The following is a 19,523-nucleotide window of genomic DNA, read 5'->3' as shown; positions in this document are numbered from 1 at the left end:
GGGCGGGCCTTCGCGTGTCAGGATGCAGCCAGAGGTTCCGTAAGTTGCAGCTTACTCGTTGACCGTGCAACGGTCGGCGCCGTACCGCTGTCCTTGCGGGGCTCCCGGACGATCAGGGCGCGGTCGAGGGGGAAACGTTGAAGCTCTTGCTGCTCATGGCCGTCGCCGCCGGGTGCGTCGCGCTCAGCTTCGCCTGGCGGGAACCGTGGATCGGCGGGCTCGGCCTCCTGATCGCGTTCGTGGCCATGTTCACCGACCGCGACGACGTCCGGCTCGACGACGAGCGGGGCACTTACGAGACGACCAAGTCCGTCCGCAACATGCGGCGCCACCGCTGACGCCCCGGCCCGGCTACCGCTCGTGGCGCCGCTCGCCCGCCACCGGCTCGTCGGCGTGCGCCTGGCGCTGCTGCGGCGGGCCGTGCTGTCCCTCGCGGGCGTAGCGCCCCTGCGCCTGCGGCTCCGCGGCGCCGCGCGCGAACACGTCGTCACGTTCGGCGGCGGCCTGTTCCTCGGCGTCCCGCTCCCGGTCGTGCCTGACCTCCCGGACGCCGACCACGGCGAACCGGCCGAGCGCGAACGCGCTCAGGAAGACGATGACGGTGCCGAGCGCGGTGAAGCCGAGCAGCGTCTCCGCGACCCGCTGCCCCTCGCTCGTCCCCAGCGGGGCGCCGGGGCCCGCGTCCCACAGTGACGCGATGGTGCCGCCGAGGGCGAACCAGGCCCCGCCGAGGGCGGCCAGCCACCCGCCGAACGTCGCGATGACGCGGTTCGCTCCGGCGAGCACGATCAGTCCGCCGAGCACGACGGCGATCGCGGGCAGCACGCTGAACAGGAACCGGTCGGCGTCGACGTACCACGCGTCGTCCGGCGCGAACCCGAAGTCGAATGAGGGGCCGGCGAGCGGGAGCAGCCCGCCCCACACCCCGAGCAGCACGAGGAGCAGGCCGCTGACGAAGCCCCGCGTGCGCGGTACTCGCTTGATCCCAGTCATGATCGGTCCTCCCGACCGGGCGAACATGGTGCCTTTCCCGCGCCCTTACCCGACAAAACTTGGACGAATCACTCCGTCACGTCGCCACCTTGCAAATACCAGGGTTCGCGGCTGATCCTGCCGTGGTTGCGGGGGAGTGATGGTGTGATTCCTTGCATATGCGAAGATGGCTCCGTGTCGATGTTCAGTATCGGTGAGGCGGCCGGCCTCCTCGGGGTCAGCGCGGACACCGTCCGGCGCTGGGTGGACGGCGGGCGCCTTCCCGCCGAGCGGGACGGCCACGGCCACCGCCGCGTGCCGGGCGCCGCGCTCGCCGCGTTCGTCCGCGACCAGGCGCGTGCGGCGGAGGCCGGTCCGGGGGAGCGGTTCTCCTCGGCGCGCAACCGGATGCGCGGGATCGTCACCGAGGTCGTCCGGGACGGAGTGATGGCGCAGGTGGAGATCCAGGCCGGGCCGTTCCGCGTCGTGTCGCTGATGAGCCGGGAGGCGGCCGACGAGCTCGGGCTCGCCCCCGGCGTGGTCGCGGACGCCGTCGTGAAGTCCACCAATGTCGTCATAGAAGTGGCCGATCAAGGATGAGCGCGGTGACCGGGATGGCGACGGGCGGGAAGAGCGCGGCCGCTGCGCGGCCGGACAGGGCGCGGGCCGGCCGGGCGAGAGCGGGGGCGGCGCGGCGGGCGGCGGCGGTCATGGCAGCGGTCGCGGTCACCGGCTGCGCCGCCACCGGTGACGCGGGCACCGATGGCGAGACCCTGACCGTGTTCGCGGCCGCGTCGCTCACCGAGCCGTTCACGGCGCTCGGCCGGGAGTTCGAGGCGGCGCGTCCCGGCGTCCGGGTGCGGTTCGGTTTCGGCGGCAGCTCCACGCTGGCCCGGCAGATCACCGAGGGCGCCCCCGCGGACGTGTTCGCGGCGGCGAGCCCCGCCACGATGGCGCAGGTGACGCGCGCCGGCGACGCGGCCGGGACGCCCCGGACGTTCGCGCGCAACCGCCTGGTCATCGCCGTTCCCAAGGACGATCCGGGCAGGGTCCGTGACGTCCGCGACCTGGCGCGCCCTGGCCTGAAGGTCGTGCTGTGCGCCGCGCCGGTGCCGTGCGGGGCGGCGGCGGAGAAGGCGCTCGGCGCCGCCGGGGTGAGCGTCGCGCCGGTCTCGCGTGAGCAGGACGTGAAGGCCGTCCTCGCCAAGGTCCGGATGGGGGAGGCCGACGCCGGGCTCGTCTACCGGTCGGACGTGAAGGCGGCCGCGTCCCAGGTGGCGGGCATCGAGTTCGCCGCGTCCGCGCGGGCGGTCAACGACTATCCGATCGTGCGGACGGCGAACGCGCCGGAGGCCGCGCTCGCCGACGGGTTCCTCGGCCTGGTCCTGTCGGCGCGGGGCCGGGACGTGCTGGCCCGCGCGGGGTTCGAGGTCCCGTGAACGGGACGCGGGTCCGGCCGCCGCTGATCCTCATGGTGCCCGCTATGGCGGGGCTCGCGTTCCTCGTGCTGCCCCTCGCCGGGCTGCTCGTCCGGGCGCCCTGGTCGACGCTCGGCACCCGGCTCGCCGAGCCGCACGTGCTGGAGGCGCTGCGGCTGTCGCTGGTCACCGCCACCCTCGCCACCGGGCTGTGCCTGCTGCTCGGAGTGCCGCTCGCGTGGACGCTGGCCCGTGTCCCGTTCCGCGGCGTCCGGCTCGTGCGGGCGCTGGTGACCGTGCCGCTGGTGCTGCCCCCGGTCGTCGGCGGCGTCGCGCTGCTGCTGGTGCTCGGCCGGCGCGGGCTGGTCGGCGGCCGGCTGGACGCCGCGTTCGGGATCACCCTCCCGTTCACCACCGCCGGGGTCGTCCTCGCCGAGGCGTTCGTCGCGATGCCGTTCCTCGTGATCAGCGTGGAGGGCGCGCTGCGCGCCGCCGACCACCGCTACGAGGAGGCCGCCGCCACCCTCGGCGCCGGCCGCTGGACGGTCTTCCTCCGGGTCACGCTGCCGCTCGTCGCGCCCGGCATCGCCGCCGGAAGCGTCCTGTGCTGGGCGCGGGCACTCGGCGAGTTCGGCGCCACGATCACGTTCGCGGGCAGCTTCCCGGGCCGGACCCAGACGATGCCGCTCGCCGTCTACCTGGCGCTGGAGACCGACCCGCAGGCCGCGATCGTGCTGTCGCTGATCCTGCTCGCCGTGGCGGTGCTCGTCCTCGCCGCGCTCCGCGGCCGCTGGACGGGCACGTCATGAGGGGGCTGGACGCGCGCGTCGCCGTCCGGCGCGGCACGTTCGCCCTGGACCTGCCGCTGGCCGTCGCCCCCGGGGAGGTCGTCGCCCTGCTCGGTCCCAACGGCGCCGGGAAGAGCACCGCGCTGCGCGCCCTCGCGGGGCTGGTCCCCACGGCGGGCGGCCACCTCGTCCTGGACGGGACGGACCTCGCCCCGCTGCCGCCCGAGCGGCGCCGCGTCGGCATGGTCTTCCAGGACTACCTGCTGTTCCCGCACCTCAGCGCCCTCGACAACGTCGCGTTCGGGCCGCGCTGCCAGGGGATGCGGCGGCGCGCGGCCCGCCGCCTCGCCGCGGAGTGGCTCGACCGGGTCGGGCTCGCCGGGCACGGCGCCGCGCGGCCCCGCGAGCTGTCGGGCGGGCAGGCTCAGCGGGTCGCGCTGGCGCGGGCGCTCGCCGCCGCGCCCGGCCTGCTGCTCCTGGACGAGCCCCTCGCCGCCCTCGACGCTCGCACGCGCCTCGACGTCCGCGCCGCGCTCCGCCGCCACCTGGCCGGGTTCGCCGGGGCCGCGCTGCTCGTCACCCACGACCCCCTGGACGCGATGGTCCTCGCCGACCGCCTCGTGGTCGTGGAGGACGGACGGCTCGTCCAGGAGGGCGTTCCCGCGGACGTGGCGCGGCGGCCCCGCACCGACTACGTGGCGCGGCTCGTCGGGCTGAACCTGTACCGCGGACGGGCCCGCCGAGGAAAGGACGGGGCCGGCACCGTCGCCATCGCGGACGGCGGCTCCCTGGACACAGTCGACTCGCCCGAGGGTGAGGTGTTCCTTGCCTTCTCGCCCGCTTCCGTCGGGCTCTACCGCACGCGCCCCGACGGCAGCCCCCGCAACATCTGGCGCACCCGCGTCGATGCCGTCGAACGTCACGGAGACCGGGTGCGGGTCCGCCTCTCCGGGCCGCCTTTCGCCGCGGTCGCGGAGGTCACGCCCGCCGCCGTCGCCGAGCTTGATTTGTCCGAGGGGAGGCCCATATGGGCGGCCGTGAAGGCCACCGAGACGCACGTTTACCCAGCTTGAGCGGGGGTGCCGGAATCCCGCCGCCGGCCGCCGTGTTTTAGTGACATCAATCACAAAAGAAGACGGGAAGGCCCAGGAAGCGTCGCGATTGGTCCAGACCAAATGGCAAAAACGACGGGTCTTGTTCATCATGCAAACATCCTGCGAACAGCTGAAGGAGTAGCCCGTGTCCCACCAGGTCCCCGGCCTCGACCAGGCCCCAACCGGTCACACCGAACTGATTGACTGGGTACGCGGGATCGCCGAGCTGACCAAGCCCGAGCGCGTCGAGTGGTGCGACGGCTCGGAGGAAGAGTGGGAGCGCCTGACCGGCCTCCTGGTCGACCAGGGCACGTTCACCCGCCTCGACCCGGCGAAACGGCCGAACAGCTTCTACGCCGCCTCCGACCCCACCGACGTCGCGCGCGTCGAAGACCGCACGTTCATCTGCTCCGAGAAGGAGGCGGACGCCGGGCCCACGAACAACTGGGTCGCGCCCGCCGAGATGCGCGAGACCCTCGGCGGCCTGTTCGACGGCTGCATGAAGGGCCGCACCATGTACGTGGTGCCGTTCTGCATGGGCCCGCTGGGCGGCAACATCTCCCAGCTCGGCGTTGAGATCACCGACTCCGCCTACGTCGCGGTCTCGATGAAGATCATGACCCGGATGGGCGCGGGCGCGCTGCGCCTCATCGAGGAGCGCGGCACCTACGTCAAGGCCGTCCACTCCGTCGGCGCCCCGCTGGAGCCCGGCCAGGCCGACGTCCCGTGGCCGTGCAGCTCCACGAAGTACATCACGCACTTCCCGGAGACGCGCGAGATCTGGTCCTACGGGTCCGGCTACGGCGGCAACGCCCTGCTCGGCAAGAAGTGCTACGCGCTGCGCATCGCGTCCACGATGGCCCGCGACGAGGGCTGGATGGCCGAGCACATGCTCATCCTCAAGCTCACCCCGCCGACCGGCGAGACCCGCTACGTCGGCGCCGCGTTCCCCTCGGCCTGCGGCAAGACCAACCTCGCCATGCTCGAGCCGACCATCCCGGGCTGGAAGGTCGAGACGATCGGCGACGACATCGCCTGGATGCGGTTCGGCGAGGACGGCCGCCTCTACGCGATCAACCCCGAGGCCGGCTTCTTCGGCGTCGCGCCCGGCACCGGCGCGTCCACCAACGCCAACGCCGTGAAGACCCTCTGGGGCAACAGCATCTTCACGAACGTCGCGCTGACCGACGACGGCGACGTGTGGTGGGAGGGCCTCACCGACGAGCCGCCCGCGCACCTCACCGACTGGAAGGGCAATGACTGGACGCCCGAGTCGGGCACCCCGGCCGCGCACCCGAACGCCCGCTTCACCACCCCGGCCGGCCAGTGCCCGATCATCGCCGACGAGTGGGAGGACCCGAAGGGCGTCCCGATCTCGGCGATCCTGTTCGGCGGCCGCCGCGCCTCCGCCGTCCCGCTGGTGACGGAGTCGTTCGACTGGCAGCAGGGCGTGTTCCTCGGCGCGAACGTCGCGTCCGAGAAGACCGCCGCCGCCGAGGGCAAGGTCGGCGAGCTGCGCCGCGACCCGTTCGCGATGCTGCCGTTCTGCGGCTACAACATGGGCGACTACTTCGGCCACTGGCTGGAGATCGGCAAGGCCACCGACGCCGAGAAGCTCCCGCGGATCTACTACGTCAACTGGTTCCGCAAGAACGCCGACGGCGACTTCATCTGGCCGGGCTTCGGTGAGAACAGCCGCGTCCTGAAGTGGATCGTGGAGCGTCTCAACGGCCGGGCCGACGCGGTCAAGACCCCGATCGGCCACCTGCCGACCAAGGCGGCCCTCGACACCGACGGCCTGGACATCTCCGAGGCCGACCTGGAGACCCTCCTGTCGGTCGACCCCGAGGTCTGGAAGGAGGAGGCCGCCCTGGTGCCCGAGCACTTCAACACCTTCGGCGACCACCTGCCCAAGGCCCTGTGGGACGAGTACGAGGGCCTCGTCCGGCGCCTGGACGCCTGACCCGCCCGTTCCGGCACCGCGCCCGCTCCCGGCAGGGGGCGGGCGCGGTCCCGTCTAGGATCACCGCATGACCCGGCTCGAGCCCCGCGCGCACGAACTGACCGTCGGCCAGCTCGCCGAACGCAGCGGCGTCGCCGTCTCCGCGCTGCACTTCTACGAGTCCAAGGGGCTCATCGCCAGCCGGCGGACGGCCGGCAACCAGCGCCGGTTCGCCCGCGACACGCTCCGCCGCGTGTCGTTCATCAAGGTCTCGCAGCGGGTCGGCATCCCCCTCAGCGAGATCAAGGAGGCTCTCGCCACCCTCCCGGAGGGCCGCACCCCGACGGTGGACGACTGGGCGCGGCTGTCGGAGCAGTGGCGCGGGCACCTCAACGCGCGCATAGCGCAGCTCCAGAAGCTCCGCGACGACCTCACCGAGTGCATCGGCTGCGGCTGCCTGTCCCTCAGCAAGTGCGCCCTCGCGAACCCCTACGACCGGCTCGGCGAAGAGGGGCCGGGCCCCCGGCGCCTCCTCGTGCGGGAGGCGGGCGACCCGGCCGGGGGGCCGTGCGCCTAGAGCGTCCTCGCGTGGGGGTCGATCCGCCGCGGCGCGGGTTCCCGGCCGGGGGGCTGGGACGGCGCGGGGCGCGGCTGGAGCGGCGGGATCGGCAGCTCTACCGGCTCGTCCGCGAGCGTCACGGGCTCGTCGTGGTGCCAGAGCTTCAGTCCCGGTCCGTCGAGGAGCTCGTAGCGGGCCTCCTCGGCCGTCACGCTCACCTTCAGGCGGTTGCCCCGGTACCGCAGCCGGAAGGAGACGTGGCTGATCCCTCCGGGGAGGCGCGGGGCGAAGCGCAGCCTCCCGTCGCCGGCCCGCATCCCGCCGAAACCGGCGACGATCCCGCTCCAGGCGCCCGCCATCGACGCGATGTGCAGGCCGTCGCGGGTGTTGCGGTTCAGGTCGTGCAGATCCACCAGGGCGGTCTCGCCGAGGTAGTCGTGCGCCAGCTCGAGATGGCCCACCTCGGCGGCCACGACCGCCTGGGTCTGCGCCGACAATGACGAGTCGCGGACGGTGAGGCCCTCGTAGTACTCGAAGTCGCGGGTCTTCTGGTCGATGGTGAACGCGTCGCCGCACGCGTGCAGCGCCAGGACGAGGTCCGCCTGCTTCACGACCTGCTTTCGGTACAGGTCGAAGTACGGGTAGTTCAGCAGCAGCGGGTAGTGGTCCGGTTTCGTGGCGGCGAAGTCCCAGCGGGCGTGGTTGGTGAAGTTCTCGCTCTGCGGGTGGACGCCCAGCCGGTCGTCGTAGGGCACCACCATCGCCGCGGCGGCGTCCCGCCACGACGCGGCCTCCTCCGAGTCCACGCCGAGCCGGTCGGCGAGGTCGGGATGGCGCATCGCGGTGTCGGCGGCGGCCTCCAGGTTCCGCCGCGCCATCAGGTTCGTGTACACGTTGTTGTCGACGACGGCGCTGTACTCGTCCGGCCCGGTGACGCCGTCGATGCGGAACACGCCGCCGACGTCGTGGTGGCCGAGGCTGCGCCACAGCCGCGCGGTGTGGACGAGGATCTCCAGCCCGATCTCCCGCTCGAACCGCTCGTCCCGCGTCGCGTCCACGTACCGGACGACGGCGTCGGCGATGGCGGCGTTGACGTGGAACGCGGCGGTCCCGGCGGGCCAGTAGCCGGAGCACTCGTGGCCGCGGATCGTCCGCCAGGGGAACGCGGCGCCGCGCAGCCCGAGCTGCGCCGCGCGCTCCAGGGCGAGCGGCAGGGTCATGTGCCGCCAGGCGAGCGCGTCGGCGGCGGCGTCCGGATGGGTGTAGGTGAGGACGGGCAGGACGAACATCTCGGTGTCCCAGAACGTGTGCCCGTCGTAGCCGGGACCGGTCAGCCCCTTCGCGGGGATCATGCGGCGCTCGGCGCGGGCGCCCGCCTGCAGCACGTGGAACAGCGCGAACCGCACCGCCTGCTGGATCTCCGCGTCGCCCTCCACCTCGATGTCGGCGCCGCACCAGAAGTCGTCGAGGTACGCGCGCTGCTCCCTGAGCAGGCCGTCCCAGCCGGTCTGCCGGGCGCCGGCGAGGGCGCCGACCACCTGGTCGTGCAGGGCGGGCCGGGACCGCTGGCTCGACCAGCCGTACGCGATGTACTTCACGATCCGCAGCTTCTGCCCCGGCTCGAGGCGGGTCGCGACGGTGAGCCGGCCGACGTCGGGGGCGCTCTCGGTCTCGACGGCCATCGACTCGGGGCCGTCGATGTGGTGCGCCATGCCCGCCGCCATCCGCAGCCCGCTCTTGCGGGTGCGGTGCAGCAGCAGCACCTTCGTGCCGTTCGCGACGTGCTCCTCCCCGACGAGGGGGTCCTCCAGGGTCGCGGACGCCCGCGGGTCGCGCTGCCCGTCGGGCAGCGCCTCGTTCGCGACGAGCTCCGACTGGGCGACCACGCGGACGGCCGCGCCGACCGGCTCCACCTCGTACAGGATCGCGGCGACGGCGCGCTGGGGCAGCGACACCATCCGCACCGACGTGATCTTCACGCGCCGGTCGGTGGGGGAGGTCCACTCGACCGTCCGGGTGAGGGTGCCCGCCCGCATGTCGAGGACGCGTTCGTGGTGGTGGACGCGGCCGTACCGGACGTCGAACGGCTCGTCGTCCACGAGCAGCCGGATCACCTTGCCGTTGGTGACGTTGATGACGGTCTGCCCCGACTCGGGGGTGCCGTAGGCGAGTTCCGCCTGCGGCAGCGGCCGCTGCTCGTAGAAGGAGTTCAGGTAGGTGCCGGGCATGCCGTGCGGCTCGCCCTCGTCGAGGTTGCCGCGCATCCCGAGGTGGCCGTTCGACAGCGCGAACACCGCTTCGGTCTGCGCCAGCCGGTCGAGCCGGAGCTCGGGCTCCCGCACGCACCACGGTTCCACGGTGAAGACGGGCCGGTCGGGGGCCTCCCGCTCGCTCACGCGTCCTCCAGCAGCTCGGAAAGATCGCCGACGACGATGTCGGCGCCGTTCGCGGCGAGCGCCGCCGCGTGCGCGTCGTCGACGCGGTTGACGCCGACCACGTAGCGGAACCCGCCGGCGCGGCCGGCCGCGACGCCGGCGAGGGCGTCCTCGAACACCACGGCCCGGCCGGGCGGGACCCCGACCTCCCGCGCCCCCTCCAGGAACATGTCGGGCGCCGGCTTGCCGGGGATGTCGCGCTCCGCCGCGACGACGCCGTCGACCCGGGCGTCGAACAGGTCGGTGATGCCGACGCTCGCGAGGACCTGGACGGTGTTGGCGCTGGACGACACCACCGCCGTCCGCAGGCCGGCGTCCCGGGCGGCCCGGACGAATCCGATCGACCCCTCGAACACCTCCACGCCCTTCTCCTCGATGAACCGCAGGACGAGCGCGTTCTTCCGGTCGCCGAGCCCCCGGACCGTCTCCGCCTCGGGCGGGTCGTCCGGCGCGCCCTCCGGCAACACGAGGCCCCGCGAGTGCAGGAAGGAGCGCGTGCCGTCCTCGCGCTTCTTGCCGTCGACGTACTCCGCGTAGTCCTTGACCGGGTCGAACGGGACGAACGGGTCGCCCGTCCTGGCCGTCCGGTCGCGGAGGAAGCCGTCGAACATCTCCTTCCAGGCGGCCGCGTGCACGGCGGCCGTCCGGGTCAGCACCCCGTCGAGATCGAACAGGCACGCCTCGGCGTCGTCGGGCAGCCCCAGCATCCGCACCCCCTGGCGAAAAACATAGTGGAGAAATCGGGATCGATCCCCCTGCACTTCCCCGTGTGTGGCGGGGGCATGCGCGGGAAGGCGCTCGAACGGGCGCCCGGTACCGGACGTACCACGGACATGTCACGGACGAGCCCACGCCGGGCAGAGCCGCCCACGAGGAGGACGAGACGATGGAGCAGGCGCGGATCGGGGTCACGGGACTGGCAGTCATGGGCCGGAACCTGGCCCGCAACCTGGCCCGGCACGGCCACGCCGTCGCCGTGCACAACCGGACGTCCGCCCGCACGAAGGCGCTCGTGGAGGAGTTCGGCCACGAGGGGACGTTCCTGCCCGCCGACATCCCCGAGGAGTTCGTCGCGTCCCTGGAGCGGCCCCGCCGCCTCCTGGTCATGGTGAAGGCGGGCGCGCCGACCGACGCGGTGATCGGGGAGTTCGCGCCGCTGCTCGACCCCGGCGACATGATCGTGGACGCCGGGAACGCGCACTTCGCCGACACCCGCCGGCGCGAGGCCGCGCTCCGCCCGCGCGGGATCCACTTCGTCGGCGCGGGCGTGTCCGGCGGCGAGGAGGGCGCGCTGCACGGCCCGAGCATCATGCCGGGCGGCTCTCCCGAGTCGTACGCGGAGCTCGGCCCCCTGCTGGAGGACATCGCCGCGAAGGTGGACGGGACGCCCTGCTGCGCCCATGTCGGCCCCGACGGCGCCGGCCATTTCGTGAAGATGGTACACAACGGCATCGAGTACGCCGACATGCAGCTCATCGCCGAGTCCTACGACCTGCTCCGGCACGCCGCCGGACTGGACCCCGCGGAGATCGCGGAGGTGTTCCGCGGCTGGAACTCCGGTCGGCTGGAGTCCTACCTGATCGAGATCACCGCCGAGGTCCTCGCGCACACCGACGCCGCCACCGGGCGCCCGTTCGTGGACGTCGTCCGGGACGAGGCGGAGCAGAAGGGCACCGGCCGCTGGACCGTCCAGACCGCCCTGGACCTCGGCGTCCCCGTCGACGGCATCGCCGCGGCCGTCTTCGCCCGGTCCGTCTCCGGCCACGCCGAGCTCCGCGACGCGACCCGGAACCTCCTGCCGGGGCCGCCGCGCACCACCATCGACCCGGCCGGCTTCGCGCACGCGGTGGAGAGGGCCCTGTACGCGTCCAAGATCGTCGCGTACGCGCAGGGGTTCCACCAGATCCGGGCGGGCAGCGCCGAGTACGGCTGGGACATCGACCTCGGCGCGATGGCGGCGATCTGGCGCGGCGGCTGCATCATCCGCGCCCGCTTCCTGGACCGCATCCGCGCCGCCTACGAGGACGGCGCCCCCACCCTCCTCACCGCGGGCCACTTCGCCGGGGCGCTGGGGGAGGCGCAGGACGCCTGGCGGGACGTCATCGCGACCGCCGTCCGCCTCGGCATCCCCACCCCCGGCTTCTCCACCGCGCTCGCCTACTACGACGCCCTGCGCGCCGACCGCCTCCCCGCCGCCCTCACCCAGGGCCAGCGCGACTTCTTCGGCGCCCACACCTACCGCCGGGTCGACCGCGACGGCTCCTTCCACACCTTCTGGGCGGGGGACAGGACGGAGGCGGCCACCTGATCATCCCTCCCCGTCGCGGCTCACTCGTCCGGGTCCTTCTCCACCCCGGCGAGCGGGTCGCCCTCGCGGGTGCCGCCCTCGGAGTCAGGCCCCTCGTAGCCCTCAGCGGCGCTGCCGGTTCCCGGCACGACCCGCTCGTGCGGCTGCGCCTCGTGCCCCGAGCCGGCACCGGGGCCCCGGTCCGCCGGATCATCCCTCTTCGTCATGCGATCCCCTTCGGAGTCGGACGTTCCGTCCCGCACGTTCTTGCCGGACGATCCGTTCCTAACCCGCCGGGAGGACCCGGGCAGTAGGTGAAGGCGGGCAGGATGGAGGGGTGAGCCTTATGGACGAGATGCCCTCCGGAAACGAAGCCGATCCCGATGCGCTCTTCGAGGCGTTCGAGAGATGGGTGTCCGGGCGCGGGATCACGCTCTACCCCGCGCAGGAGGAGGCGCTCATCGAGGTCGTGTCCGGCGCGAACGTGATCCTCGCGACGCCGACCGGCTCGGGCAAGAGTCTGGTCGCGGCGGGCGCGCTGTTCGCGGCGCTCGGCAAGGACCAGGTCGGGTTCTACACCGCGCCGATCAAGGCGCTCGTGTCGGAGAAGTTCTTCGACCTGTGCGACATGTTCGGCCGCGAGAACGTCGGCATGATGACCGGCGACGCCAGCGTGAACGCGGACGCGCCCATCATCTGCTGCACGGCGGAGGTCCTCGCGAACATCGCGCTGCGCGACGGCGCCGACGCCGACATCGGTGTCGTCGTCATGGACGAGTTCCATTTCTACGCCGAGCCGGAGCGCGGCTGGGCGTGGCAGATCCCGCTGCTGGAACTGCCGCAGGTGCAGTTCCTGCTGATGTCGGCGACGCTCGGCGACGTCGCCTTCTTCCAGAAGGACCTGACGCGCCGGACGGGCCGCCCGACCGCCCTGGTCGCGCACGCGGACCGGCCCGTCCCGCTCATCTACGACTACCGGCTCACGCCCCTGCACGAGACGATCGAGGAACTGCTCCAGGAGCAGAAGGCGCCGATCTACCTGGTGCACTTCACGCAGGCGGCGGCGATCGAGCGGGCGCAGTCGCTGATGAGCGTCAACGTCTGCACCAAGGAGGAGAAGGCCCGCATCGCGGAGCTGATCGGCCATTTCCGGTTCACGACGAAGTTCGGCCGGAACCTGTCGCGGTTCGTCCGGCACGGCATCGGCGTGCACCACGCCGGGATGCTGCCGAAGTACCGGCGGCTCGTCGAGCGGCTCGCGCAGGCCGGCCTCCTCAAGGTCATCTGCGGGACGGACACGCTGGGCGTCGGCGTGAACGTCCCCATCAGGACGGTCGTGTTCACCGCCCTCAGCAAGTACGACGGGCACCGGGTGCGGCGGCTGCGGGCCCGGGAGTTCCACCAGATCGCCGGGCGCGCCGGCCGCGCGGGGTTCGACACCGTCGGGTTCGTCGTCGCGCAGGCCCCCGAGCACGTCGTCGAGAACGAGAAGGCCCTCGCCAAGGCCGGGGACGATCCGAAGAAGCGGCGGAAGGTCCAGCGGAAGAAGCCCCCGGAGGGGTTCGTCGGCTGGGACGAGGAGACCTTCGCGAGGCTCCAGGAGGCCCCGCCGGAGCTCCTGCGGTCCCGGTTCCAGGTCAGCCACGCGATGCTCCTGTCGGTGATCGCGCGTCCGGGCAACGCGTTCCAGGCGATGAAGCGGCTGCTGACCGACAACCACGAGGAGCCTGCGGCGCGCCGCCGGCACATCTCCCGCGCCATCGCGATCTACCGGTCGCTGCTGGCGGGCGGCGTCGTGGAGGCCCTGCCCGAGCCCGACGACGCGGGCCGCCACGCGCGGATCACCGTCGACCTCCAGGAGGACTTCGCGCTCAACCAGCCGCTGTCGACGTTCGCCCTCGCCACCTTCGAGATCCTCGACCCGGCGTCACCGTCGTACGCGCTGGACGTCCTGTCGGTGATCGAGGCGACCCTGGACGACCCCCGGCAGGTCCTCGCGGCGCAGCTGAACAAGGCGCGCGGGGAGGCCGTCCAGGAGATGAAGGCGGAGGGCATCGAGTACGAGGAGCGGATGGAGCTGCTCCAGGACGTCGACCACCCCAAGCCCCTCGAAGAGGAGCTGAACGCCGCGTACGAGGTGTACCGGGCGGGTCATCCGTGGGTGGGCGACCATCCGCTGCGGCCCAAGTCGGTCGTCCGCGACATGTACGAGCGGGCGATGACGTTCACCGAGTACATCGGGTACTACGAGCTGGCGCGCGGCGAGGGCCTCGTCCTGCGGTACCTGTCGGGCGCGTACAAGGCCCTCCAGCAGACGGTGCCGGAGTCGATCAAGACCGACGATCTCATCGATCTGATCGAGTGGCTGGGCGAGCTCGTCCGGCAGGTCGACTCCAGCCTGCTGGACGAGTGGGAGCAGCTCGCCAACCCGGCCGACGAGGACGTGGACGAGCCGATCGAGGACCGCGTCACGAAGGTCACCGCGAACGCGCGGGCGTTCCGCGTCCTGGTCCGCAACGCCCTGTTCCGCCGGGTCGAGCTGGCCGCGCTGGAGCGCTACCACGAGCTCGGGGTGCTCGACCCGGACCTCGGCGCGGACGGCTGGGCCGCCGCGATGGAGGAGTACTACGCCGAGCACGACGAGCTGTTCACCGGCCCCGACGCGCGCGGCCCGAAGCTGCTGCGGATCGAGGAGGTCCCGGCGGACGAGCTGTGGCGGGTCCGGCAGGTGTTCGACGACCCGGAGGGCCACCACGACTGGGGGATCTCCGCCGAGGTCGACCTCGCGGGCTCCGACGCGGCGGGCGAGGCCGTCGTCCGCGTGACGAGCGTCGACCGGATGTGAGGGAGGGCGGCATGGTGCGGGTGGCGGTGGCGCAGTTCGCGCCGGGGCTCGACAAGGACGCGAACCTGGCGGAGATCCGCGGCCTGGTCGCGGCGGCGGCCGGGCACGGCGCGCGGGTGGTGGTGCTGCCGGAGTTCGCGATGTTCACCGCGCCGCGGATGGACGAGCGGTTCATCGCGTCCGCCGAGCCGGTCGGCGGCCCGTTCACCGAGGCGCTGGCGGAACTTGCGGGCGGGCACGGGCTGCACGTCGTCGCGGGCCTGAACGAGCGCCTGGACGACCCGGACCGGATCGCGAACACCCTGGTCGCGATCGCCCCGGACGGCTCCGTCGCCGCCCGGTACCGCAAGCTCCACCTGTACGACGCGTTCGGCTACCGCGAGTCGGCGCACGTCCGCGCGGGGGAGATCGGGGAACCGGAGACGTTCACCGCCGGCGGGGTCACCTTCGGTATGCAGACCTGCTACGACGTCCGCTTCCCTGAGGTGACCCGCCGCATCGTGGACGCCGGCGCGGACGTCCTCGCGCTGCCCGCCGAGTGGGTGCCGGGCCCCCTCAAGGAGGACCACTGGCGGACGCTGGTGCGCGCCCGCGCGATCGAGAACACGATCTACGTCGCGGCCGCCGACCAGTGCGGTTCCGCCGGCGCCGGCCACAGCATGATCGTCGACCCGATGGGCGTCGTGGTCGCGGCCCTGGGCGAGGCGCCCGGCACCGCCGCGGCCGACATCGACCCGGCCCGCATCACCAGCGTCCGCGACCGCAACCCGGCCCTCGCCCTTCGCCGCTTCGGAGTGGCCCCCCTCGGGTGACGGGGGCCTCAGGCCGCCTTGGTGGCCAGCAGGTGCGTGACGGCGCCGCGCAGCTCCGCGACGTCCACGTCCGACTCGGCGACGATCCGCGCCGCCGCGGAACGGTCGTCGTGCAGGAGGCCGAGGAGGATGTGGCCCGCGCGGATCTGCTTCTGCTTCAGCCGGATCGCGTGCCGGAGGCTGAGCTCGAGGGACTTCTTCGCCTCGGCGGAGAAGGGGATGTGGCCGTGCTGGGAGCGGTGCGGGCGGCCCGGCCGGACGTCGAGGGCGCCCTCCCCGAAGGTCTCCTCGGTGGCCTCCCGGACGGCGTCCAGGTCGATGCCGATGGCCCGCAGCGCGTCCGCGTCGAGGGCGCCTTCGCCTCCGGCGTTGCGCCGGGCGATCCGGTCGCGGAGCGCGTCCGGCGTCAGCCCGCGCTCGCGCAGCGCCTCCGGCACGGGGCCGCCGCCGCCCGCGAGGGCGAGCAGGACGTGCTCCGTCCCGATGTGCCGGTCGCCCAGCCCCCGTGCCGCCGCCTGGGCGCCGGTGACCGCGTTCCTCGCGTCCTGGGTGAAACGCTCGAACATCCTTAAGGCTCCTTCTTCAGAAGGCGGCGCCCGCCGCCGTGCTTCTTGTGGACGGCCTGGCGGCTGACGCCGAGACAGACCGCGATCTCCTGCCAGGACCAGCCCCGGTCGCGGGCGCTCTGCACCTGCAGGGCCTCCAGCCGGTCCGCGAGCTCGCGCAGCGCGCGGACGGCCCGCAATCCCACGGCCGGGTCCCGGCTGCCCGCCTCCCGGGCGAGTGTCACTCCGTCGTCCATGATGTCAATGTAGGTTGACGTGAAGGAGTTGTCAACACGGGTTGACGTCGAGCGCGGTTCAGTCCAGGTGGAGCAGGGTGGTGAGGAGGTCGTCCAGGCTGATCAGGCCGGAGGGGCGGCCGTCCGGGGCCAGCGCCACGCCCAGGTGGCTGTGGTGCGCCCGGAGCGTCGCGACCGCCGCGCCCACCGGGGTGCCGATCGGCATCGCCGGCACCGGATGCGCCAGCTCCGCGGCCGGCGTCGCGCGGCCCCGCGCCCTTGCCAGATAGGCGTCGCGGACGTGCACCATCCGCGGCTGGCCCATCCGCGTCCCGTCCTTCAGCATGATCCGCGTCATCCCGGTGCGGACGGCGGTGTCGATGACCTCCTGCGGGGAAGCCGTGCCCGGCACCGACACCACCCGCGAGACCGGGATGACCCGTTCGGCGAGCGGCGCGCGCGGCGCGTCCAGCGCGGCCGTCAGCAGCGTCAGCTCGGTCTTGCCGATCAGCCCGAGCCGCCGCGACTCCTCGGCGATGCTGCGGAGCTGCTCCGGCGTCCGCGACACCTTTCCGGCGCTGTCCGGCGACACCCCCACCGCGCGCAGCAGGAGGTTCGTGCCGCCGTTCAGGGCCGCCAGCAGCGGGCGCGCCACCGTGGTGAACGAGCGGAACGGGATCGCGAGGACGGTCGCCGACCGCTCCGGCGCCGTGATCGCCCACGACTTCGGCGCCATCTCGCCGACCACCATGTGCAGGAACGTCACCACGCCGAGCGCGATGACGAACGCCACCGCGTGGGACGCGCCGTCCGGCAGGCCCAGCGCGTGGAACAGCGGCGTGAGCGTCCCGGCGAACACCGGCTCCGACACGATGCCGAGGCCGAGCGAGCACATCGTGATGCCGAGCTGCGCGCCCGCGAGCGTCAGCGTCAGCTCGTCGATCCCCGCGACCGCCGCCGCGGCGGCCCGGCCGCCCCGCGCGGCGGCCCGCTCCAGCCGCGGCCGGCGCGCCGCGACGAGCGCGAACTCCGCCGCGACGAAGAAGCCGTTGGCGGCGAGCAGCGCCACCGTGACGACCAGGCCGAGACCGAGGCTCACCGCTCCTCCTCCAGGACGGTCCGGATGCGGATCAGCTCCGGGACGTGCCGGTGGATCGTCAGCACCTCGATCAGCGCGGTGCGCGGCGGCTCGTCCAGCCGCTGCGGCGGGAGCGCCACCGGCACGACGTCGCCGGGCCGCGCGACCCGGCCGAGCCGCTGGTGGATGAGGCCCGCCACCGTCTCGTAGTCGCCGGCCGGGAGCGCGATGCCGGTCTCGTGCGCGACCTCGTCGACCCGCAGTCCCGCGTCGGTCGTCCACCATTCGCCGCGCCGGATCGCGAGCTCCTCGCCCGGCTCGTTCTCGTCGGTGATCTCCCCGACCAGCTCCTCCGCCACGTCCTCCCACGTGATGATCCCGGCGAACCCGCCGTACTCGTCGACGACGCAGGCCATCGGCGCGCCGCCCGACCGCAGCTGCGCCACCACGTCCGGCAGCGGCAGCGAGGACGGCAGCAGCAGCGGCGGCCGGGCGATCGACCGGACCTCGGTGCGGGCCGCCTCCTCCGGGCCGAGCGGCAGCACCTCGTCCAGCCCGACGATCCCGACGACGTCGTCGATCCCCGCGCCGACCACCGGGTAGCGGGTGTGCCCGCTCGCCGTGATCACCACGGCGAGGTCCGCGACGGGCGCGGACGCCGGGACGGTGACGACGTCGACGCGCGGCACCATCACCTCCTCCGCGTCCCGCTCCGCGAAGGCGAGGGCCCGCTCCAGCAGGTCGGCGTGACCCTCGTGGAGCGCCTCGCCGGACTCCCCGATGATGTGCCCGAGCTCCTCCAGCGTGGCGCCGTGGTGCAGCTCCTCGACGGGCTCGATCCCGGCGGCCCGGAGCAGCCGGTTCGCGGCCGCGTCGAACAGCCGGATCACCGGGGACGCCACCGTCAGGTAGGCGATGGTGGACGGGGCGAGCGCGCGGGCGAGGGACTCGGCGCGGGCCAGCGCCAGGTTCTTCGGGAAGAGCTCGCCGAGCACCATCTGCACGATGGTCGCGAGCGCGAACCCGGTCGCGACCGCCATCCCGGCGGAGGCCGCGGCCGGGACGCCCGCCGCGCGCAGCGGCGGGTCGAGCAGGTCGGCCAGCGCGGGCTTGGCGATGAACCCGACGACCAGCGCCGTCACCGTGATGCCGAGCTGCGCGCCGGACAGCATGAACGACAGCCGCTCCATCACGCGGACGGCGCGCGCCGCCTTGCGGTCGCCCTCCGCGGCGCGCTGCTCCAGCAGCGGCCGGTCCGCACTGACGAACGCGAATTCCTGCGCGACGAAGTACCCGGTGGCGGCCGTCAGCAGCAGGACGGCGAGCAGTCCCAGGGCGGCATTCACAAGATCCCTCCTACCCCTCCGGGCCCGTCTCCCACGCGCGCCGCGCGGCGCACATCTCCGGTGGCCGCAATGGCGATCCGCGTCGTTCGCCGAATTTGCAATTAGGGCGATATGGCCGATGTGCGGTATCTGTCAGATCCGATGGCGCCCGGACCCCGGAACGCACAAGAGCGGGGGCCGGGGTGAGAATTCCACCCCGGCCCCCGCTCGGTCCCGTCGCGTCGGGCTAGTGCGCCGCCTCGTACTGCTCGATCACATTCGCGGGGATACGACCCCGCGCATTGACCTCGATGCCGTTCCGCTTCGCCCAGTCGCGAATCTCGGCGGACCGCTCGCGGCTGCCCGCGGTGCGGGTGCCGCGCGCGGGCCGGCCGGCGGCACGGCGCACCTTGCGGCCGTGGGAGACGAAGGGCTCCAGGCCGTTGCGCAGCTTGGCGGCGTTCTTCTTGCTCAGGTCGATCTCGTATTGGGTGCCGTCGAGCGAAAAGCTGACGGTCTCGTCGGCCTCTCCGCCGTCGATGTCGTCCACGAGAAGGACTTCGACCTTCTGTGCCATGCGGGGACTCCTCTAACTAAGCATCCGGCATCGCGTCCGGATGAGCCTCGATGAATGCAGCATAGACCTCATCCGATATCTTGCCACGTTCGGAGACTTCGATGCCCTCGCGCAATGCCCACGTGCGCACATCGCCGTTCGTGTAGCCCTTGATCTTGGCGGTACGGGTCGACTTGCGTCCCTTACCGGCGGGCTTCACCTCCGCGGCGTTGTCGATGAACGGCTGTAACGCGGCCAGGATCTCGCCCAGCCGCGCGAAGTTGTCATCGCTCAAGTCGATCGTGAACGTGCGGTCCAGGACGTGGAAGTCCCGCTTTGCGACATCGGCTCCTTCGGAGCCGTCGATGTCGTCCACCCGAATGACCTTCTCGGCCATGTGTCCCCTGTGTTCCTTCCCCTTGCCAGGCGCGTCCTCTTGCCCGCGCGGCGACCCTTGACCGTAGCGGATTCCGGGACCTCGCCATGACCGCTCCGGCCTGCTCCGTTGTCCCTTTCGACCGGCCGGCGGCGGGCGGCCGCGTCCGGCGGGGCGCCCCGGCGTCCGGCGGGAGGCCCCGCGGCGGCGCTGTGGGAAACCTCACAAGCCTTACAAAAGGACAGAAGAAAGTGG

The 19,523-nt window shown here is 72.9% G+C and carries 20 protein-coding genes; 10 read left to right on the top strand and 10 right to left on the bottom strand.

What is annotated here, in order from left to right; all coding sequences use genetic code 11:
* The first annotated feature begins 137 nt into the window (after positions 1–137).
* Positions 138–338 (top strand): hypothetical protein, encoded by a 201-nt coding sequence (locus tag IE99_RS0100180; protein ID WP_030144786.1) that lies wholly within the window; start codon positions 138–140, stop codon positions 336–338.
* 13 nt (positions 339–351) lie between these two features.
* Here the strand turns inward: IE99_RS0100180 and IE99_RS0100175 are convergent, their stop codons facing one another.
* Complete coding sequence (locus tag IE99_RS0100175; RefSeq protein ID WP_157609934.1) at positions 352–993, bottom strand: hypothetical protein; 642 nt, start codon at positions 991–993, stop codon at positions 352–354.
* A gap of 180 nt (positions 994–1,173) precedes the next feature.
* On the opposite strand from IE99_RS0100175, the gene IE99_RS0100170 reads away from it, so the two are divergent.
* The 6 genes from IE99_RS0100170 to soxR all read left to right on the top strand — a co-directional run bounded on the left by IE99_RS0100170 (position 1,174) and on the right by soxR (position 6,791).
* Positions 1,174–1,572 carry a TOBE domain-containing protein gene (locus IE99_RS0100170; protein ID WP_425423783.1) on the top strand — a complete coding sequence of 133 codons (399 nt, stop codon included), beginning with the start codon at positions 1,174–1,176 and terminating at the stop codon, positions 1,570–1,572.
* Between the two features lie 14 nt (positions 1,573–1,586).
* A complete protein-coding gene (gene modA / locus IE99_RS0100165) occupies positions 1,587–2,411 on the top strand; it encodes a molybdate ABC transporter substrate-binding protein (RefSeq protein WP_084219219.1) in 825 nt (274 codons plus the stop codon).
* A 32-nt stretch (positions 2,412–2,443) separates the two neighbouring features.
* Positions 2,444–3,199, top strand: a complete 756-nt coding sequence (locus IE99_RS0100160; RefSeq protein WP_084219218.1) for an ABC transporter permease — start codon at positions 2,444–2,446, stop codon at positions 3,197–3,199.
* A complete protein-coding gene (locus tag IE99_RS0100155) occupies positions 3,196–4,251 on the top strand; it encodes an ABC transporter ATP-binding protein (protein ID WP_030144781.1) in 1,056 nt (351 codons plus the stop codon). Before IE99_RS0100160 ends, IE99_RS0100155 begins: the two co-directional genes overlap by 4 nt.
* Before the next feature lie 166 nt (positions 4,252–4,417).
* Positions 4,418–6,235: a phosphoenolpyruvate carboxykinase (GTP) gene (locus IE99_RS0100150; RefSeq protein ID WP_030144780.1), complete on the top strand. Its 1,818-nt coding sequence runs from the start codon at positions 4,418–4,420 to the stop codon at positions 6,233–6,235.
* 67 nt (positions 6,236–6,302) lie between these two features.
* Positions 6,303–6,791, top strand: coding sequence for a redox-sensitive transcriptional activator SoxR (gene soxR / locus IE99_RS0100145; RefSeq protein ID WP_030144779.1), 489 nt, complete (start codon positions 6,303–6,305; stop codon positions 6,789–6,791).
* Here the strand turns inward: soxR and IE99_RS0100140 are convergent.
* Positions 6,788–9,169: a glycoside hydrolase family 65 protein gene (locus tag IE99_RS0100140; RefSeq protein ID WP_030144778.1), complete on the bottom strand. Its 2,382-nt coding sequence runs from the start codon at positions 9,167–9,169 to the stop codon at positions 6,788–6,790. The genes soxR and IE99_RS0100140 overlap by 4 nt on opposite strands.
* Positions 9,166–9,915 (bottom strand): beta-phosphoglucomutase family hydrolase, encoded by a 750-nt coding sequence (locus IE99_RS0100135; protein ID WP_030144777.1) that lies wholly within the window; start codon positions 9,913–9,915, stop codon positions 9,166–9,168. The genes IE99_RS0100140 and IE99_RS0100135 overlap by 4 nt, the downstream gene beginning before the upstream one ends.
* Before the next feature lie 179 nt (positions 9,916–10,094).
* Here IE99_RS0100135 and gndA point away from each other — a divergent pair, with 179 nt between their 5' ends.
* A complete protein-coding gene (gene gndA / locus IE99_RS0100130) occupies positions 10,095–11,516 on the top strand; it encodes an NADP-dependent phosphogluconate dehydrogenase (RefSeq protein WP_030144776.1) in 1,422 nt (473 codons plus the stop codon).
* 20 nt (positions 11,517–11,536) lie between these two features.
* Here the strand turns inward: gndA and IE99_RS28675 are convergent, their stop codons facing one another.
* Positions 11,537–11,722 carry a hypothetical protein gene (locus tag IE99_RS28675; protein ID WP_037558404.1) on the bottom strand — a complete coding sequence of 62 codons (186 nt, stop codon included), beginning with the start codon at positions 11,720–11,722 and terminating at the stop codon, positions 11,537–11,539.
* A gap of 119 nt (positions 11,723–11,841) precedes the next feature.
* Here IE99_RS28675 and IE99_RS0100120 point away from each other — a divergent pair, with 119 nt between their 5' ends.
* Positions 11,842–14,340, top strand: a complete 2,499-nt coding sequence (locus IE99_RS0100120) for a DEAD/DEAH box helicase (RefSeq protein WP_425423778.1) — start codon at positions 11,842–11,844, stop codon at positions 14,338–14,340.
* 11 nt (positions 14,341–14,351) lie between these two features.
* Positions 14,352–15,152, top strand: a complete 801-nt coding sequence (locus tag IE99_RS0100115; protein ID WP_030144774.1) for a carbon-nitrogen hydrolase family protein — start codon at positions 14,352–14,354, stop codon at positions 15,150–15,152.
* Between the two features lie 8 nt (positions 15,153–15,160).
* Here the strand turns inward: IE99_RS0100115 and IE99_RS0100110 are convergent, their stop codons facing one another.
* The 6 genes from IE99_RS0100110 to IE99_RS0100085 form a co-directional block, all read right to left on the bottom strand.
* Positions 15,161–15,718, bottom strand: a complete 558-nt coding sequence (locus IE99_RS0100110; protein ID WP_030144773.1) for a Clp protease N-terminal domain-containing protein — start codon at positions 15,716–15,718, stop codon at positions 15,161–15,163.
* Positions 15,719–15,720: 2 nt separating this feature from the next.
* Complete coding sequence (locus IE99_RS0100105) at positions 15,721–15,954, bottom strand: hypothetical protein (RefSeq protein ID WP_030144772.1); 234 nt, start codon at positions 15,952–15,954, stop codon at positions 15,721–15,723.
* A 58-nt stretch (positions 15,955–16,012) separates the two neighbouring features.
* Entirely contained in the window at positions 16,013–17,032 is a 1,020-nt protein-coding gene (locus IE99_RS0100100; protein WP_030144771.1) for a hemolysin family protein, read from the bottom strand.
* Complete coding sequence (locus IE99_RS0100095; protein ID WP_030144770.1) at positions 17,029–18,357, bottom strand: hemolysin family protein; 1,329 nt, start codon at positions 18,355–18,357, stop codon at positions 17,029–17,031. The genes IE99_RS0100100 and IE99_RS0100095 overlap by 4 nt, the downstream gene beginning before the upstream one ends.
* A 226-nt stretch (positions 18,358–18,583) precedes the next feature.
* Complete coding sequence (locus tag IE99_RS0100090; RefSeq protein WP_030144769.1) at positions 18,584–18,913, bottom strand: histone-like nucleoid-structuring protein Lsr2; 330 nt, start codon at positions 18,911–18,913, stop codon at positions 18,584–18,586.
* Between the two features lie 16 nt (positions 18,914–18,929).
* On the bottom strand, positions 18,930–19,289 hold the full coding sequence (locus IE99_RS0100085; RefSeq protein WP_030144768.1) for a histone-like nucleoid-structuring protein Lsr2: 360 nt from the start codon (positions 19,287–19,289) through the stop codon (positions 18,930–18,932).
* Positions 19,290–19,523: the final 234 nt, after the last annotated feature.

Origin of the sequence: Spirillospora albida (assembly GCF_000718255.1) — a bacterium.
In the GTDB taxonomy this organism is placed as follows: domain Bacteria; phylum Actinomycetota; class Actinomycetes; order Streptosporangiales; family Streptosporangiaceae; genus Spirillospora; species Spirillospora albida.
This window is presented reverse-complemented; position numbering and strand designations above follow the sequence as displayed.